The sequence below is a fragment of the Shewanella sp. WXL01 genome (assembly GCF_012263345.1).
Taxonomy (GTDB): Bacteria; Pseudomonadota; Gammaproteobacteria; order Enterobacterales; family Shewanellaceae; genus Shewanella; species Shewanella maritima.
Window position 1 is genome coordinate 152242 of sequence record NZ_JAAIKQ010000006.1, and the last position, 17909, is coordinate 170150.

Consider the following 17909-nt stretch of genomic DNA (forward strand, 5'->3'; position numbering starts at 1 on the left):
GGCAAAATGCCCCTTTGAAGTATTACTCATCGACCTGTATTAGCGCACGATTAGCATTAATTGCTCTGGCGTCATTGGCGTGTCAAAGTAGCTCATGAATCGACCGAAGTCTTTCATTTCACCTTGCGCAAAGCCAAACTCGTCAGCAACCATTTTCTCAGCAATCACCTTCTGCGCATTCGGACCGGCCATCAAGATTTGATTAAGTACAGCTCGACTTGTTTCAATCTTAACGTCAGCGCAGTCTAACGCCTGCTCGTGTAACTGCACAATGCCGTTACGAATTTCCAGCGTAAACGCCTCTTTGGTGTCGCTAAACTGATAGCTCATCGCCATATTTACATCAAGGGTTTTCTCTGCCACTAACGTTGATGTCATCATGTCGAAAATCTGCTTGCTAGGCAGCGCAGTTAATACATCGACTGATGCAAAGCTAATCATGTTAGAGAAATCACGTGTACCTTCTAGCTCAGCTGCAGCATTAAGCGCCCAGTTACGCCAGTTAATATTCACCTGCGCAGCAGCCCAAGCTTTATATGCGTCAGCTTTTAACTCGCGAGCCTGCATGTCTTGTTTGTTTACCGTAATTGGGTAAGACAAGATTTCTGCAGCAAAAGTGAAATTATCAGCTTCAATTGCAGCTTTTGCGGTTTTAAGAATGTTGTCACGACCGCCCATGATTTCAACAAAAGCTTTTGCTCGCTGCTCATACGCCATCGGCTCTAGTTGCCAAGGGTCGCCTTCGAAGAATCCGTTGTAACCTACATAGATCTGTCTAACAGCGTGTGCGACTGTACCATAGTGCTCACCTAACCAAGGGTGACTAGCTAGATGCTTAGGCAATTTCACTACTTCAACTAACTCATCAGGTGTCATCCCTTTATTCATGTAGCGGATTGTTTGGTCATGAGTAAATTGAATCGCATCACGGTATGCCGTGAGTACATTATCTACTGCCGCTTTACCTTCAACCGGACGACCATGAGAGTTAATCATCACTTCAGTGTCGAACTGACGCATCACATCAATACCTTTAAACCACATCGATGGGTCGCGGAATTTGGTGCCTCGAATGGTGTGCAAGTTAGGGAAATTCTCACCTTGCAATACTTCTGCTGCATGAAGAATTTTTTGCTCTGGCAGATAAACGACGACTTCATCTTTAGTTTCAGACGGTACGTTAACAATCTGCATTGGCACACCGGCAATCGTAATGTCGAGACGGTCTTTCAGAGTCACGTTTGGCTCAATGAACGAGATATCGCCTTGCATAAAGCGCGGACCTAAGCCGTCATTGACCGTGCCGTGTTCACCCTCTTCTACATGCTTAGCACCAGTGTAAGACGTGCGATGACCAAACAAAGTACCAAGGTTTGATGACCAGTTAGCCACTGCCGCTGTTAAGCCTTCTTGTGCAATGATTTTGATTTCACCTGATGCGACTTGCTCATCTGTCGCCCAAGCACGAACACCTGAAATATGGTCGATATGGTTGTGCGAATAAATAATCGCTTTTACTGGTTTGTTGGTGATCTGTCTGAATTGCTGCTTAACCACTTCAGCCATTTGTACAGACTCACCCGGATCAACGATGATGATGCCATCATCGCCTTCAATCATTACTGGTGTATCGAGACCAAAGCCGTAGCCAAGGTAAACATTATGGTCAACTTTGATGATGGCTTGCGCCATCTTGCGACCGTGTTTAGTCAAAGCCGGATGCACATGGTCTGATTCCTGGGTGTAAGCTAAGGTTTCACCAGTCGTTGATAAAACCTTAATGCGCTTACCTTCACCCCAAAATAGGTTTGATTCGTGCTCAAACAAGGTTGAAGACGTGTAACGTTGCTCAAGCTGAATATTTTGATATTGAGCCGCCGCGCTGGTTTGCAGCTCTTGCCCAACAGTAGATTGCGCCTGAGTAGTAGGTGTTGCAAGTGCATAACCTGAAGTAAATAAGGCTACTGATACCGCAAGACCTAGGCTTAATGGTTTAAATTGACTAATCATAATTTGCTCCCAACGGGTGACATCATTTGTTGATTAATAGATTAATCGCCATTAACATCGTAAAAAACTAGGCTTTACGATAATTAAGTATCGAATTTACGATAACACTTTGCAGCGCAGAATGACTTAGTCGCTTGGCTTGTAGTGACTAGCCCTTGCGAATTATGTGGTGCACGGAAGGCAAAGCCAGCGTAGATGAAAGGTGGGACAAGAGATGACACAAAAACCGACACTCAACCAACTTGGCGTATTTAGCGCGGTGATGTCTAGTGGCAGCTTCAGCCGCGCTGCAGAGCAGCTCAACACTAATCAATCAACAATCAGTACAAGTATTGCAAAACTTAAACAGGACCTTGGACAAGAGTTGTTCATCCGTCAAGGTCGCGGCATTGCACCAACGCGATTTGCCCAAAGCCTTTATGAGCAAATTAAACTGCCACTGGCACAATTAGACGATACTCTGCATAACATGAGTGAGTTTGACCCAAACCAGGGGCAGCATAAGTTTGTCATTACCGCGCCAGAGCATATGCACTGGTTGCTACTCAATAAATTTAGTGAGCTAAAACCCCACAATATTGAGATTTTTGACCAGCCAGATACAGATGAAGCACTATTAGATGGCCTGAACTCTCAGCGTTTTGATGCCATGATTGATATCATGCCACCCAGTAGTTCTGCAGTAGAAAGCTGTCGGTTATTTGATAGTGATTTTGTGATTGTTTGCAGCCAAGACCACCCGCGTGTGCAACAAAGCATTAGTCACCAACAATTTAATAGTGAGTCTCATGCTGTACTGGAGCGCACCCGCCAGCATTTACGCAGCCTACATCACTTTACCAATATCGACTTAAGCCAACGTAAGGTGGCTTATCATGGGCGCTCGCTATTCAGTAATATGTTACTGTGCAGCCAAACTGAGTTGATCACCGCAATACCAGAGTTTTTAGCAAGGCAGTTCCAGTCGCAACTAAACTTGCAACTATTACCGCCGCCATTTTCGTGCAAGCCCATCACCAACTATTTGATCTGGCTTAAAAAGCATCACCATGACCCTGCGCAAAAGTGGCTGCGTTCACAGCTCATTGAGGCAACCCAGAGTTTTACTTAACTAGATCTTTAAGAGGAATTTCTATCACTCTGTGTTGTTCATAATTAAAAAGCTCTAGTTAACGTTTTGCTTCAGTCAAATAACAAATTGACTCCAATAAAAAACCCTCAATGCTCAAGTATAAGGAGCAATGAGGGTTTATTTTTAACTGAATCTCTTTGTTCTAAGGGCTTAAACAACCCCTTGGCTTGAGCTATTCAGTTTTAGCTATTTCTTAACTAGTGCTTAGTTACTTTAGCAACTACTCGGCAACTGGGTATTCGACTGTCGCCTTAGCTTTCAGAGCACCAATCACAGATAAGTAATCGGCTTGGCTATACTGTGACTCTAAACGTTGCTTAAGGCCAGCAACAAGCTCGTCAGTGATGCCAGTAGCTGCATTAACTGCATCAACCAACACTACCGCATAACCTTGTGCTAGCTCTGCAGTATCAATTGATACGCCGCCGTCAGCAGGTTTAGGCATCTTAAATGCTTTATCTACAATCGCTGGGTCAGTTTCTTGAGTGAAACGAGGTAATGCAGTCACTGTCGTAAGCTCAACGTCAACGCTGCCACCATCTTTAAGGGCAACCATAAACTCAGTCGCTTTAACTTTAGCAACCTGGTTGGCTTTGTCTTGCTTAAGACGTGCAACAATACCATCTTTCACTTCGGCGAAATCCATAGTGCCTGCAGCTTTGTGCTCTTTTAAGCGTACAACGACTACATGGTTTGGACCTAGCTCAACAACGTCACTGTTCATGCCATCACTGATCACTTGCTCTGAAAACGCTGCGCGGATGAAATCTGCAGTGTTAAACGGTGCAGGTACATTGTTACGGCTAAATAGCTCGGTAGTCTTAACAGGTACATTCACCGCTTCTGACGTTTCAGCTAACGTATCAGGAATTTCATAGCTAGTGTCAGCAAGTTGTGACTGCAGACCAAAGAACACATCTAGTGCTTTCTTTTCTTGCAGCTCAGCTAAAATCTCAGCTTTCGCATCTTCAAAGCTTTGTACACCGCCTTCTTGTACATCAACAAACTTAACGATGTGGTAACCAAAGCTGGTTTTAACAAGATCTGAAGTTGCGCCTTTTTCAAGGGCAAACAGTGCAGTATCGAACTCACCTTCCATTACACCAGGCTCGAACCAATCTAGCTCGCCACCTTGCTCAGCGCTGAACTGATCATCAGAGTCTGACTTAGCTACAGCTTCAAAGCTCTCGCCAGCAGCAAGTTTAGCTAATGCAGCTTCACCGCGTGCTCTATCTGCATCTTCATCACCAGAGTCGTTGATAAGAATATGCGCAGCTAGACGCTTCTCAGCAGTGCGATATTGCTGCTGGTTCTCATCATAGAAAGTACGTGCTTCTTCATCGCTAACCGCTTCAGTGTTAGCCATATCTGCAGCGTTTAACTCAACGTACTCAAGGCTCACCATTTCTGGGCTGCTAAAGCGAACTAGGTTTGCTTCATAGTATTCATTGGCTTCTTCATCAGATACATTCGCCTCGGCAACAAACGGCGTAGCATCAACCGTTAGGTAGCGAATATCACGAGTTTGACCTTGAAGCTCAGCAAGCTCGTTAGCTTCACCTGGTAGAACAAACTCACTACCCACTAATGCCATCACTAGCTGACGACGTGTCATGTCAACGCGCATCATGTTTCTAAATGCAGCAGTTTGGTAACCAAGTTGACGCAGTACTGCTAAATAGCGCTCGTTATCGAACTGACCATCGGTGTGGAATGCAGGCTCGTTAACAATCGCTTGTTTAATCTGTTCATCAGATACGCGTAAACCAAGCTCGGCAGCGGCTTGGTCAACTAATTTCTCGGCAACTAAACGTTCTAGAACGTCTTTTCTGATCCCGGCCATGTAACTTTCATCAGCACTTAGGGCATCAAACATTTCACCAAATTGTTGTTGTAAGCGACCTACTTCATTTTGCAGAGATTGCTCTAATTGTTCATTGGTAATTTCGTCACCATTGACGATAGCCGCTGGAGTACCCGTGTTTGAGCCTAAATAGCTACTCACACCAGCAAATGCAAATGAAAGGATAACAAGGACTAAGATCGACTTAGCGATAATACCTTGTGAGCCTTCACGAATTTTTTCTAACATCAGAATTCTCGCTAGTTGCGATGGATAAAAATAAAAAGACGCATCACAGTTTGGATGCGCCTTTTTTTGTAATTACTTTAGAGTTTCAAAAAGCTTTGGCTTTACTGTCACTCCCAATACCTCAAATGGTATTGCTTGCCGTAAAAAGCACTGCTATTGCAGTGCTTATCTTACGAGTGCCTTACAAAGGCAACGCTAACTAATTCTTAGTTAACAGCGTCTTTTAGCGCTTTACCAGCTTTGAACGCAGGAATGTTCGCAGCAGCAATCTTAATTTCTTTACCAGTTTGTGGGTTACGTCCAGTGCGCTCTGCACGTTGACGAACTTCAAAAGTACCGAAACCAACTAGAGAAATTTTTTCGCCTTCTTTAAGACCTTCAGTCACAGCAGCGATAAAAGAATCTAATGCACGGCCAGCTGCAGCTTTAGAAATGTCAGCACCAGTAGCGATTTTCTCGATTAGTTCAGATTTGTTCATGTCTTCCCCTTGAATGTTATTGTAGCGCCGTAACCATTTCCGTGTTTAGAGCGGTCGGCGGAGGCTTTTTAAAAAAGCTAGGTATCTGTCCTAGCCAAATATGAAACCAAATAAAATTGGATACAGCTCGAAGTCAATCACGCCAAAGGGCTTGGTGTGACTGACTCTCCACAAAACCTAGGCTACCACAGGATTGCGGTTTGTTAAGCCCTTTTTTGCAGTTTTTTTCGGATATAGAGCACTTTTTTTCACTATTTAGCTACTTTTTAACCACTTCAAAACCTTCTACAGGTCTTTCTAAGGCTAATTTGAGCACTTCATCAACCCAGCGTACCGCATGGATTTGCAAGTCGGCAATCACACTTGCTGGAATTTCTTCCAGGTCTCGCTCGTTCTCTTTAGGAATAAGCACATGTTTAATGCCGCCGCGATGCGCTGCTAACAGTTTCTCTTTTAAGCCGCCAATTGGTAGTACTTCACCGCGCAGAGTGATTTCACCTGTCATGGCAACGTCACTACGCACTGGATTACCCGTTAAGCTAGACACTAACGCAGTGCACATAGCCGCGCCTGCTGATGGACCATCTTTTGGTGTTGCGCCTTCTGGTACATGCACGTGAATATCACGCTTTTCATAGAAGTCGCTGTTAATACCAAGTTGATCTGCGCGGGCGCGAACCACTGTCATCGCTGCTTGAATCGACTCTTGCATAACATCACCAAGCGAACCTGTATAAGCAAGCTTGCCTTTACCGGCAACTGATGTAGCTTCAATCGTTAGTAAGTCGCCACCGACTTGTGTCCAGGCAAGGCCAGTAACCTGACCAATCTGGTTATTTGAGTCTGCTTTACCAAAATCATGGCGCTGCACGCCAAGGAATGACTTAAGGTTGTCGGCGTTGACTTCAACAGACTTAACCGATTTATCAAGCAGAATCTGTTTAACCACTTTACGGCAAATCTTAGACAACTCACGCTCTAATGAACGTACGCCCGCTTCGCGAGTGTAGTAGCGGATAATGCCTAAGATAGCACCGTCATCCACACTAATTTCTTTGGCTTTTAGACCATTGCGCTCAACCTGCTTAGGCAATAAGTGTTGCTTAGCAATATTAAGTTTCTCATCTTCGGTATAACCCGATAGACGAATGACCTCCATACGGTCTAGCAGTGGCCCTGGAATATCCATTGAGTTAGACGTAGCGACGAACATCACATCTGACAAGTCATAATCAACTTCGAGATAATGATCGTTAAACGCTGAATTTTGCTCAGGATCTAACACCTCAAGTAATGCCGACGATGGGTCGCCGCGCATATCTGAGCTCATTTTGTCGATTTCATCCAATAGGAATAATGGGTTTTTAACGCCCACTTTCGACATTTTTTGGATAACCTTGCCTGGCATAGAGCCAATATAAGTACGGCGATGACCACGGATTTCCGCTTCATCACGCACGCCACCTAAAGCTACGCGCACATACTTACGGCCAGTTGCTTTTGCAATAGACTGACCCAGCGAGGTTTTACCCACACCTGGTGGTCCCACTAAACAAAGAATTGGCCCTTTGAGCTGCTTAACTCGGCTTTGTACCGCTAGGTATTCAAGAATGCGCTCTTTAACTCTCTCTAACCCATGGTGGTCAGTATCAAGCACATCTTGCGCTTTCGATAAATCACGCTTGATTTTAGAGCGCTGCTTCCAAGGTACTGAAGTCATCCAGTCTACATAACTACGCACAACGGTAGCTTCTGCCGACATCGGTGACATCATTTTTAGTTTATTTAGTTCAGCACTGGCTTTTTCTTTGGCATCTGCCGGCATGCCTGCGTCTTCAATCTTTTTGGCCAGTACTTCAAATTCATCATGGCTTTCGTCAATGTCGCCAAGCTCTTTTTGAATAGCCTTCATTTGCTCATTCAAATAGTACTCGCGCTGGCTCTTTTCCATTTGCTTTTTAACGCGGCTACGAATGCGTTTTTCAACTTGCAGTAAGTCGATTTCCGCTTCCATCATCGCCATCAAATACTCAAGGCGCTCGCCAACGTTGACCATCTCAAGCACAGACTGTTTGTCTTCAAGCTTTAGCGGCATGTGCGCGGCCATAGTGTCGGCTAGGCGCGCAGCTTCTTCGATACCCGTTAGCGAAGTTAGCACTTCAGGTGGGATCTTCTTGTTTAACTTGATGTAACCTTCAAACTGCCCAATTGCGCTGCGAACAAGGACTTCTTCTTCCTTGTCAGTAAGTGGCGTTGAAGTTAAGTATTCGGCCTTAGCGACGAAGAAGTCTTCATCTTGGGTATACTGGCCGATCTTAGCGCGCTGACCACCTTCGACTAACACCTTTACAGTGCCATCAGGCAGTTTGAGCAATTGTAAGATTGAGGCAACGGTGCCGATTTCGAAAATGTCGTCTTTAGTCGGCTCGTCAAGATCTGCATCGCGCTGGGCGACGAGAAGAATTTGTTTGTCTTGCTCCATTGCTGATTCTAAACAACGGATTGATTTTTCCCTTCCGACGAAAAGTGGAATTACCATATGGGGATAGACCACTACGTCTCTCAGTGGTAATACGGGGAGTTCGATCTGCGCTTCACGCTCTTGTGTCATGGCTCGATTCCGTTTGATGAAAAGACATATAAAAAGGCTTGTACCTGAGTATATTGGGGCAGTGTTGAAAGTTTCAATGGTCAATACGAAAAAAGGAGCCCATTGGACTCCTTATTTAATTTTTGCAGTGCTAACAGATGATTAATTAATCGCCTGATGCCGCTTGTTGATCGTTGTTTTCGTAAATCAAGATTGGATCTGACTCACCTTTAACAACTGACTCATCAACAACCGCTTTAACAACACCTTCAACTGACGGTAGGTCGTACATGGTATCAAGCAAAATGCTTTCTACAATTGAGCGCAAACCACGGGCACCTGTTTTACGTACCATCGCCTTATTAGCAATCGCTTTAAGCGCATCTTCGCGGAACTCTAACTCAACCTCTTCCATCTCAAACAAAGCAGCATACTGCTTAGTTAGTGCGTTTTTAGGCTGAGACAGAATTTGCACCAGTGCAGCTTCATCTAACTCAGTAAGTGTAGCAACTACAGGTAGGCGGCCGATAAATTCAGGAATAAGACCAAACTTAACTAAATCACCTGGTTCAACTTTACCTAGCGTTTGTGAAATCGTTTCTTTGTCATCTTCACCTTTGACTTCAGCGCCAAAACCGATACCAGTACCAACATGAGCACGCTGCTCAATCACCTTCTCTAGGCCAGCAAATGCACCGCCACAGATGAATAGGATTTTCGAAGTATCGACTTGCAAGAACTCTTGCTGAGGATGCTTACGACCACCTTGAGGCGGCACAGATGCTACAGTGCCCTCAATTAATTTAAGTAGAGCTTGCTGCACGCCCTCACCTGAAACATCACGAGTAATCGATGGGTTGTCAGACTTACGGCTAATTTTATCGATTTCATCAATGTAAACGATACCGCGCTCAGCCTTCTCTACGTCGTAATCACACTTCTGCAGTAGTTTTTGGATGATGTTCTCAACGTCTTCACCAACGTAACCGGCTTCAGTTAGCGTAGTCGCGTCAGCCATGGTGAACGGCACATTTAATGAGCGCGCTAATGTCTCAGCAAGTAGCGTTTTACCACTACCTGTAGGGCCAATAAGCAAGATGTTACTCTTACCTAATTCGATGCCATCTTTAGGGGTACCGTTACGTAACCGTTTATAATGGTTGTAAACCGCAACCGAAAGCACTTTTTTGGCTTTATCTTGACCAATGACATAATCATCAAGGTGCTCACGAAGCTCGTGAGGCGTTGGCAATTTATTGTCGTCTTGTTTTGGCGAAATCTCTTTGATTTCTTCTCGAATAATGTCGTTACATAACTCGACACATTCATCACATACATATACCGATGGGCCAGCAATCAGTTTTCTTACTTCGTGCTGACTTTTTCCGCAAAAAGAGCAGTACAGCAGCTTACCGCTGTCACCGTTATTTTTGTTATCGCCCATTATTTTACCTCTGTTGGCAGCCTGCGCTACATCTTATGCTTTGACTTTTGTGTCTTACTACAAAGCATAGGCTACAAATTGAATTGCTACACAATAACCTAATGTAGCCTAAAGATCAGCAATGTTTAGCCACGCGTTGTTAACACTGAGTCAACCAAACCGTACTCAACGGCTTGTTCAGCGCTCATAAAGTTGTCACGATCAGTATCACGTTCAACAACTTCAAGCGGCTGCCCTGTATGATCAGCTAACATTTGATTCAATTTATTCTTAATACCAAGGATTTCTTGTGCGTGGATTTGAATATCAGACGCTTGACCTTGGAAGCCACCAAGTGGCTGATGGATCATCACTCGTGAATTAGGTAAACAATGACGCTTGCCCTTTTCACCGCCAGCTAGTAGGAATGCACCCATACTTGCTGCTTGACCAATACATACCGTGCTCACATTTGGCTTAATGAACTTCATAGTGTCATAAATTGCCATACCAGCAGTAACTGAACCACCAGGTGAGTTGATGTATAGGTAAATATCTTTATCTGGGCTTTCTGACTCTAAGAACAATAGCTGCGCCACGATTAAATTAGCCATGTGCTCTTCCACTTGACCAACTAAGAAAATGACACGTTCTTTTAACAGGCGAGAATAGATATCGTAAGAACGCTCACCTTTAGCTGTTTGTTCAACCACCATAGGTACAAGAGCATTTAAAACTGATTCTGGCGCTTTATGCATTATTCAATTCCCTAAAATAAAAATGGCCCGCATGAGGAGCCTCATACGAGCCATTATAAATGGCTAAGTGCCATTTAAGTCAAGCTATGCTTACTGCTGAGCTTGCGCCTTGTTCATAAAATCTTCAAATTCAACGTCTTTAGTTGTAACTTTTGCAGATTTTAGTAGCTCTTCAACAGCTTGCTCTTCTAATGCAACATTACGCATGTTTTGCATTAGTTCTTTATTGCCGTTGTAGTACTCAACAACTTCGCTTGGATCTTCGTAAGCTGAAGCCATAGAAGTGATTAGTGTTTGTACACGCTCATCTTCAGCTTCTAGCTTGTTAGCTTTGATAACTTCGCCAAGTAGCAAGCCTACTTTAACGCGACGCTCTGCTTGCTCAGTGAATAAGTCAGCTGGTAACTCAGGCATGTTTTCAGTTTGGCCACCGAAACGCTGCATTGCTTGTTGACGAAGTACGTTCACTTCACCGTCAATTAGTGCTTTAGGGATTTCGATTTCGTTAGCAGCTAAAAGACCTGTGATAACTTGCTCTTTTACGTTAGCTTTTAACGCTTGTTCAAGTTCACGAGTCATGTTCTTACGGATTTCAGCTTTAAGCGCGTCTAAACCGCCTTCAGCGATACCAAATAGTGAAGCAAACTCATCGTTAACTTCTGGTAGGTTAGCAGCTTGAACTTCGTTTAATGTGATAACGAACTTAGCAGCTTTACCTTTTAGGTTTTCAGCGTGGTAGTCTTCTGGGAAGTTAACTTCGATTTCGAACTCTTCACCAGCTTTGTGACCTTGGATACCAGTTTCGAAACCAGGGATCATACGGTTGCTACCTAGTTGTAGTTCGAAGTCTTCAGCTTTGCCGCCTTCAAACTCTTCACCGTCTACGCTACCTACGAAGTTAACTTTAACTTTGTCACCTTCAGCAGCTTCGCGCTCAGCAACTTCATAAGTCGCGTGTTGCTTACGTAGCGTTTCGATCATGTTGTCAACGTCAGCATCGTTTACTTCAGCTTGAGGTTGCTCAACTTCAATTGCGTCTAGACCAGTTAGTTCTACTTCTGGGTAGATTTCGAAAGTAGCGACAAACTCAAAGTTTTCACCTTCTACTTTACCTGGAGCAAAAGTTGGCGCACCTGCTGGGTTTAATTTCTCAGCCATGATTGCTTCAACAAAGTTGCGTTGCATTACTTCACCAGTCACATCTTGACGGATAGCAGCACCGTAACGCTTGTTGATTACAGATACAGGTACTTTACCAGGACGGAAACCCGGAAGACGAGCACGCTTAGCTTCACGTGATAAACTGTCTTTTACTAATTTCTCAATTTGTTCCGCAGGAACAGAAATAGTAAGGCGACGCTCTAGGCCTTGAGTTGTTTCAACAGAAACTTGCATTGTTTTACCTCGAAATATGTCTAACGTCCTTTCTAATAGTCGATTGGTTCAACTATTTAATTATTCGTTTCTTGATCATTGATTTTGACTAGGGTGTCCAACATAGCGAGAAAGAATAAAGACGCTTAATGGAACTAGCAACTCTAATGGTTATTTATCAAGACGCGACATTATAGCCACCGTTTTTAATAGAGTCGAGCATCAATAGTGGGATTTCAGGCATAAAAAAAGCGACCTAAGGTCGCTTTTCTATTGATTGGCGTTTTTTTCGCAATCAACTTCCTCAAAATCTTGAGGGGAATGAGTGGGGTGACTGACGGGGATTGAACCCGCGACAACCGGAATCACAATCCGGGACTCTACCAACTGAGCTACAGTCACCACAAAAATGGTACGCCCGGCAGGATTCGAACCTGCGACCATCCGCTTAGAAGGCGGATGCTCTATCCAACTGAGCTACGGGCGCATGGCACAGCGTCAATGCTGTTCCTGTCTGGCTATGTGAGCTTACCTGCTCACTATTACTCGCTATCTTATGATAGCCAATAATTTAAATTTGGTCGGTGATAGAGGATTCGAACCTCTGACCCTCTGCTCCCAAAGCAGATGCGCTACCGGGCTGCGCTAATCACCGAGAGTGTTTCAAACAATAATTCTAAATTAACCGTGTTGCTTGAGAACGGGGCGCATATTAGCGAGTCACTTTGTCCTCGTCAACGGTTTTTTTGATGATATTAGTTATATGACGATTTTAACAGCGGTTCTGTCAGATTATCACCCATTTATGAATAGAATATTTCTATATAGCGTTAAGCTTGAGCAATGACACTAATCGCCTTGCCTGTTAGAATAGCGCCCGAAAAAATCACTCACGGCCTAAACCTTCTTCTAGGCTCGCATGTAAAGGAACTCCTACTGTTATGACAGCTCACATTATTGATGGCAAGGCAATCGCCCAATCAATTCGCAGCAATCTTAAACAACAAGTCGCCGAGCGCAAACAAAATGGTCAACGTGTACCAGGCTTAGCGGTAATCTTAGTGGGAAGCGACCCTGCATCTCAAGTCTACGTAGGTAGCAAACGCCGCGCATGTGAAGAGGTCGGTTTTGAATCAAAGTCATTTGACCTTGAAACCACCACTACCGAAGAAGAGTTACTAGCCCTAATTGATAAGTGTAATGAAGACCCTAGTATCGACGGTATTTTGGTGCAACTGCCACTGCCTGAGCATATTGAAGACTCAAAAGTCATTGAACGTATTCGCCCAGATAAAGATGTAGACGGCTTCCACCCATACAATGTTGGCCGCCTTGCCCAGCGTATTCCTGTCCTTCGCTCATGCACGCCAAAAGGTATCATGACACTTATTCGCTCTACCGGTATCGATACCTACGGTCTAGATGCAACTATTGTTGGCGCATCAAACATTGTTGGTCGCCCAATGACGCTTGAGCTACTACTGGCTGGCTGCACAACTACCACCTGTCACCGCTTCACCAAAGACTTAGAGTCTAAAGTTCGTCAAGCTGACTTGGTCGTAGTTGCAGTAGGTAAACCAGGGTTTATTCCAGGAGAGTGGATAAAACCAGGTGCTATCGTCATTGACGTGGGGATCAATCGTCTAGAAGATGGCAGCCTAGTTGGTGATGTCGAATACCAAGCAGCAGCTGAGCGTGCAGCCCATATTACACCTGTACCCGGCGGCGTTGGTCCTATGACAATCGCAAGCTTATTAGAGAATACGCTGTACGCAGCTGAAGAATACCACGACTAAGCGCCTAGCGACTCGTATTCCAGAATGATGGAGCCTACCTAGTTGTAGGCTTTTTTATGCATTTTGTTTGAACAGAATAAAGTATTAGCCAACTAGGCTTTGTGTTAACTCTCTAGAAGGAAGCCTAGCCTAAACAGCCAAAGTTAAAGCATGTAGTTGCAATGACATTTAAAGCCGTTGAAAACATGGATGTTTTCATCGAGTCCACAAGGAAGTGTTCACGACGTGCTTTAAATTTCAATGCAACGTGAGCAAATTTAAGAAAGTTACCTGATCTGACGAACATTAGAAATTACAGGCAAAGCCTATTCGATGGTAACCTCCTACTGAAGTTGGTGGTTTAGGGGTTGAAACAAAAACGGCAACCACTTTGGTTGCCGTTTGTTAATCAGCTTGCTTGCGCGTTTAAGTTAATTACTTTTTACGCCAAGTAGTACCGTTTGCGCCATCTTCTAAAATAACACCTAGCTCATTTAAACGATCACGTGCTACATCCGCTGCCGCCCAATCTTTTTCAGCACGAGCGCGGTTACGTTCAACAATTAACGCTTCAATCTCCGCTACTTCATCATCGCTACCTTCACCTTTAAAGAAAGCATCGACATCTTGACTTGCGATACCTAGCACGTCACAAAGCGCTTTTAAGCTAACACCAAGCGCCGAAGCAGCGGCCATGTCAGTACCTTTAAGTCGGTTAATCTCACGCACCATATCAAACAGCACTGAGTACGCTTCAGGCGTGTTGAAGTCATCATTCATCGCGTCTTTAAATTTAGCGACAAATTCAGTGGCATCAGCTGCCTCAACGGTTAAGTCGAGATCTTTAAGCGCAGTATAGATACGCTCAAGTGCCGCGCGTGACTGCTTCAAGTTATCTTCAGAGTAGTTCAGCTGACTACGATAATGGCCTGACAGCAGGAAGTAACGCACAGTCTCAGCATCATAGTGCTGTAGCACGTCGCGAATGGTAAAGAAGTTACCTAAAGACTTTGACATCTTTTCACGGTCAACCATCACCATGCCGGTGTGCATCCAGTAGTTAACGTACTGGGTGTCGTGGGCACAGCAAGATTGCGCGATTTCATTCTCATGGTGTGGGAACTGTAAGTCAGAGCCACCGCCATGAATATCAAAATGATTACCTAAATGCTTGCTGTTCATCGCTGAACATTCAATGTGCCAGCCAGGACGGCCTGGGCCCCATGGTGATTCCCACGTTGGCTCACCCGGTTTAGACATTTTCCACAGTACAAAGTCCATTGGGTTGCGTTTTGATTCTTCAACGTCGACACGCGCACCCGCTTGCAGTTGTTCAAGGTTTTGACCTGAAAGCTTACCGTAGTCAGCATAAGAGGTAACGCTGAACAATACGTCACCATTATCAGCCACATAAGCGTGCTCACGTTCAATAAGTCGCTCAACCAGCTCGATAATTTCTGCAATATGTAAAGTTGCGCGTGGCTCGAAGCTAGGACGCACCATATTTAGAGCATCAAAATCCGCATGCATTTCACCAATTAGGCGTTCAGTTAATGCTTCGCAAGATTCGTTGTTTTCAGCAGCACGCTTAATGATCTTATCATCAACATCGGTAATGTTACGTTGGAAGTTAACGTCATAGCCTATGTACCGCAGGTAACGGACAATCATGTCGAAAGATACAAAGGTACGACCGTGGCCAATGTGACACAAATCGTAAATGGTTACACCGCAAACATACATGCCGACTTTGCCGGGATTAATAGGTTTAAACTCTTGCTTTTCGCGGGTAACGCTATTGTAAATCTTCAACATTGATACTTCTCTTTGGAACTATTAATAAAGGTATATAAACAGTCGCTGAGTCTAGCATGACCTTAGGTGTTTTGAATACAACACTTTATGAAGCAATTTAGATAAGTTAAAATCCCGCCACGATTTTAGATCAACGCAAGGTAATGACCATGATCACACTACACACCAACCACGGCGATATTACGTTAGAGCTTAACGCTGAAAAAGCCCCTATCACTGTTGAAAACTTCATGAAGTACGTTAACGACGGTTTCTTTGACGGCACTATCTTCCACCGTGTTATCGATGGTTTCATGATCCAAGGTGGTGGTTTCACATCTGACATGACTCAGAAAACCACTAACGCAACCATCAAAAACGAAGCAAACAATGGTCTGTCTAACGAAATTGGTACTATCGCAATGGCGCGTACCTCAGACCCACATTCTGCGACAGCACAATTCTTCATCAACGTTAGCAACAACACCTTCCTTGACTTCAAGAATGAGTCAACTCAAGGTTGGGGCTACTGTGTATTTGGTAAAGTAAGCGCTGGTATGGACATTGTTGAGAAGATTAAAGGTGTTAGCACGGGTAACTATGGTATGCACCAGGATGTACCATTAGAAGCTGTTATTATCGAAAGTGTCACTGTTGCAGAATAATCTGTGAGTACAGTTTTTATAGGCGATCTTCATTTAAGTGAAGATCGCCACGACATCTCCAACGCCTTTATTCACTTCCTACAATCAGGACTTGATGATGTAGATTCGCTATACATCATAGGAGACTTGTTCGAAGTTTGGGTTGGAGATGATATCGCCCCGCCCTTTGCACTCGATATTGCGCGCCATATCGCTGCTGCAGCCAAAAAAACACCTGTTTACTTCATTCACGGTAACCGTGACTTCATGCTCGGCAAACAATATTGCAAACTTGCTGACATGCAAATCTTGCCCGAAGTGCACAAAATCAGCCTTTACGGTAAACCTACGGTAGTACTTCACGGTGACAGCCTATGCACCTTAGACAAGGCATACCAGAGATTTCGCAAGTTTCGTAGTATTGGTCTGTTTAGGTGGTTATATGCTTGCTTACCGAAACAGAAGCGTCTTAATATCGCAGCGAATATTCGTGGAAAAAGCGTTAAAGATAATCAGCGCAAAAGCTATCAAATCATGGATGTGGAACAAAGCGCGGTCGACGCCTTATTTGCTAACACTGATAGCGTGCAGATGATCCACGGCCATACTCATCGCCCTAATATCCATACTCAAGCCGATGGCAATTGCCGCATTGTAGTGGGAGATTGGTACGATCAAGGCAGCGTACTTGTTGTTGATGAAGCTGGCGCGAAGCTGCAAAACCTCCCTTTAATGCCAGCTTGATTTTTATGCAGCAATAGGCACGCCACTGTGAAAACAAAACGCCTCGTCAGGGCTAAGGATCAGTTGCGACTCAACATCTTTGAAATACGCCACCCGCTCATCAATATTCTCAGGCGAGACAGCTTGAGCAAGCGTTAAATAATCCTGGTAATGTCTGGCTTCTGAACGCAGCAGTGAAGTGTAAAAGCGCGCTAACTCGTCATCCAAAAACGGTGCTAACTTAGCAAAACGTTCACACGAACGTGCTTCAATAAACGCACCGATAATGAGTTTATCGACTAATGCATGAGGCTCAAAAGTGCGAACATGTTTCATTAAGCCTTTGGCATAACGACCTGCACGGCGGTTCTCGTAGAGAATACCCCGTTTGTGCATTATTTCCAGCACCTGCTCAAAGTGATGAAACTCCTCTTTCACCAAGCGCACCATTTTATCGATTAGATCATCAGCTATAGCGAGTTGACCATTACTCGTTAGCTGACCTGCGAGCTCATTCTTTTTACCACTATTGGCAATAAATGATGCGATATCTGCCTGCTTGTTATAAACAAAGTCAACATAAGGCTGTGACCATGCAAGCAAGCGCTCGCCACTCTGTTTATCGACAGCATATTTACGGGTTAAAAATATCGCAGTCTGGGCGGCTTTCAACTCGCAGTTGCAATGGTCTATTAGCAAATCATTTAACTTATCTCGAGATGCCGCGAGCCTGATCCAACTATCTGGAGTTTCACAGCCAAGGAATTGATTAATAGGCGATAACAGTTCTTTCATAACTACAGAATATTAAAAATACTGCGGATATTGTAACTGCTATCACCATCATTAAGTAGGTTTAATCAGGGATTACACTTGACGAACAGACATATTTGTTCAATAAATAACTTAACACCTTTTTAACTTTGGGGTTATTTGCTAGGCAAGAATGCCAAATAGCAATGATAAAAGGGTGCACAATCACCTTAAGTGGATAAACTCTAGCGTTATAGAGTAAGTACTTAAACTGGGGTTAGGTAGCTCAACAATTAAGAGCGCAGATTTAAAATGACTTACAACCAGTCACTGACAAACTGCAATCACCACCCATTTTTAAT

At 44.2% G+C, this 17909-nt stretch carries 13 protein-coding genes and 3 tRNA genes; 4 read left to right on the forward strand and 12 right to left on the reverse strand.

Annotation, left to right across the window (positions count from 1 at the left end):
- Positions 1-39 precede the first annotated feature (39 nt).
- Positions 40-2010: an alkyl sulfatase dimerization domain-containing protein gene (locus G3R49_RS14540; RefSeq protein WP_167870172.1), complete on the reverse strand. Its 1971-nt coding sequence runs from the start codon at positions 2008-2010 to the stop codon at positions 40-42.
- Between the two features lie 214 nt (positions 2011-2224).
- Between G3R49_RS14540 and G3R49_RS14545 the strand changes: the two genes are divergently transcribed.
- On the forward strand, positions 2225-3121 hold the full coding sequence (locus G3R49_RS14545; RefSeq protein WP_167870173.1) for a LysR family transcriptional regulator: 897 nt from the start codon (positions 2225-2227) through the stop codon (positions 3119-3121).
- 241 nt (positions 3122-3362) lie between these two features.
- Here G3R49_RS14545 and G3R49_RS14550 read toward each other — a convergent pair whose 3' ends face one another.
- The 9 genes from G3R49_RS14550 to G3R49_RS14590 form a co-directional block, all read right to left on the reverse strand.
- On the reverse strand, positions 3363-5234 hold the full coding sequence (locus tag G3R49_RS14550) for a SurA N-terminal domain-containing protein (RefSeq protein WP_167870174.1): 1872 nt from the start codon (positions 5232-5234) through the stop codon (positions 3363-3365).
- Between the two features lie 206 nt (positions 5235-5440).
- Positions 5441-5728, reverse strand: coding sequence for a nucleoid-associated protein HU-beta (gene hupB, locus G3R49_RS14555; protein WP_348633934.1), 288 nt, complete (start codon positions 5726-5728; stop codon positions 5441-5443).
- A 244-nt stretch (positions 5729-5972) separates the two neighbouring features.
- Positions 5973-8324: an endopeptidase La gene (lon, locus tag G3R49_RS14560; protein ID WP_167870175.1), complete on the reverse strand. Its 2352-nt coding sequence runs from the start codon at positions 8322-8324 to the stop codon at positions 5973-5975.
- A gap of 145 nt (positions 8325-8469) precedes the next feature.
- On the reverse strand, positions 8470-9747 hold the full coding sequence (gene clpX, locus G3R49_RS14565; protein WP_167870176.1) for an ATP-dependent protease ATP-binding subunit ClpX: 1278 nt from the start codon (positions 9745-9747) through the stop codon (positions 8470-8472).
- A 125-nt stretch (positions 9748-9872) separates the two neighbouring features.
- Positions 9873-10484, reverse strand: a complete 612-nt coding sequence (clpP, locus tag G3R49_RS14570; protein ID WP_130601993.1) for an ATP-dependent Clp endopeptidase proteolytic subunit ClpP — start codon at positions 10482-10484, stop codon at positions 9873-9875.
- Between the two features lie 90 nt (positions 10485-10574).
- Positions 10575-11879, reverse strand: coding sequence for a trigger factor (gene tig / locus G3R49_RS14575; protein ID WP_130601991.1), 1305 nt, complete (start codon positions 11877-11879; stop codon positions 10575-10577).
- 305 nt (positions 11880-12184) lie between these two features.
- Positions 12185-12260, reverse strand: a tRNA-His gene (locus tag G3R49_RS14580).
- A gap of 8 nt (positions 12261-12268) precedes the next feature.
- Positions 12269-12345, reverse strand: a tRNA-Arg gene (locus tag G3R49_RS14585).
- A gap of 91 nt (positions 12346-12436) precedes the next feature.
- Positions 12437-12513 (reverse strand) — tRNA-Pro (locus G3R49_RS14590).
- A gap of 286 nt (positions 12514-12799) precedes the next feature.
- Here G3R49_RS14590 and folD point away from each other — a divergent pair.
- A complete protein-coding gene (gene folD, locus G3R49_RS14595) occupies positions 12800-13654 on the forward strand; it encodes a bifunctional methylenetetrahydrofolate dehydrogenase/methenyltetrahydrofolate cyclohydrolase FolD (RefSeq protein ID WP_167870177.1) in 855 nt (284 codons plus the stop codon).
- Positions 13655-14068: 414 nt separating this feature from the next.
- On the opposite strand, the gene cysS is transcribed toward folD, so the two are convergent.
- The gene (gene cysS / locus G3R49_RS14600; protein ID WP_167870178.1) at positions 14069-15448 is read right to left on the reverse strand and encodes a cysteine--tRNA ligase; all 1380 of its coding nucleotides are present in this window, start codon (positions 15446-15448) and stop codon (positions 14069-14071) included.
- Positions 15449-15597: 149 nt separating this feature from the next.
- On the opposite strand from cysS, the gene G3R49_RS14605 reads away from it, so the two are divergent.
- A complete protein-coding gene (locus G3R49_RS14605; protein ID WP_167870179.1) occupies positions 15598-16092 on the forward strand; it encodes a peptidylprolyl isomerase in 495 nt (164 codons plus the stop codon).
- A gap of 3 nt (positions 16093-16095) precedes the next feature.
- Positions 16096-16815 carry a UDP-2,3-diacylglucosamine diphosphatase gene (locus tag G3R49_RS14610; protein WP_167870180.1) on the forward strand — a complete coding sequence of 240 codons (720 nt, stop codon included), beginning with the start codon at positions 16096-16098 and terminating at the stop codon, positions 16813-16815.
- Positions 16816-16818: 3 nt separating this feature from the next.
- On the opposite strand, the gene G3R49_RS14615 is transcribed toward G3R49_RS14610, so the two are convergent.
- A complete protein-coding gene (locus G3R49_RS14615; RefSeq protein ID WP_167870181.1) occupies positions 16819-17589 on the reverse strand; it encodes a tRNA-(ms[2]io[6]A)-hydroxylase in 771 nt (256 codons plus the stop codon).
- Between the last annotated feature and the right edge of the window lie 320 nt (positions 17590-17909).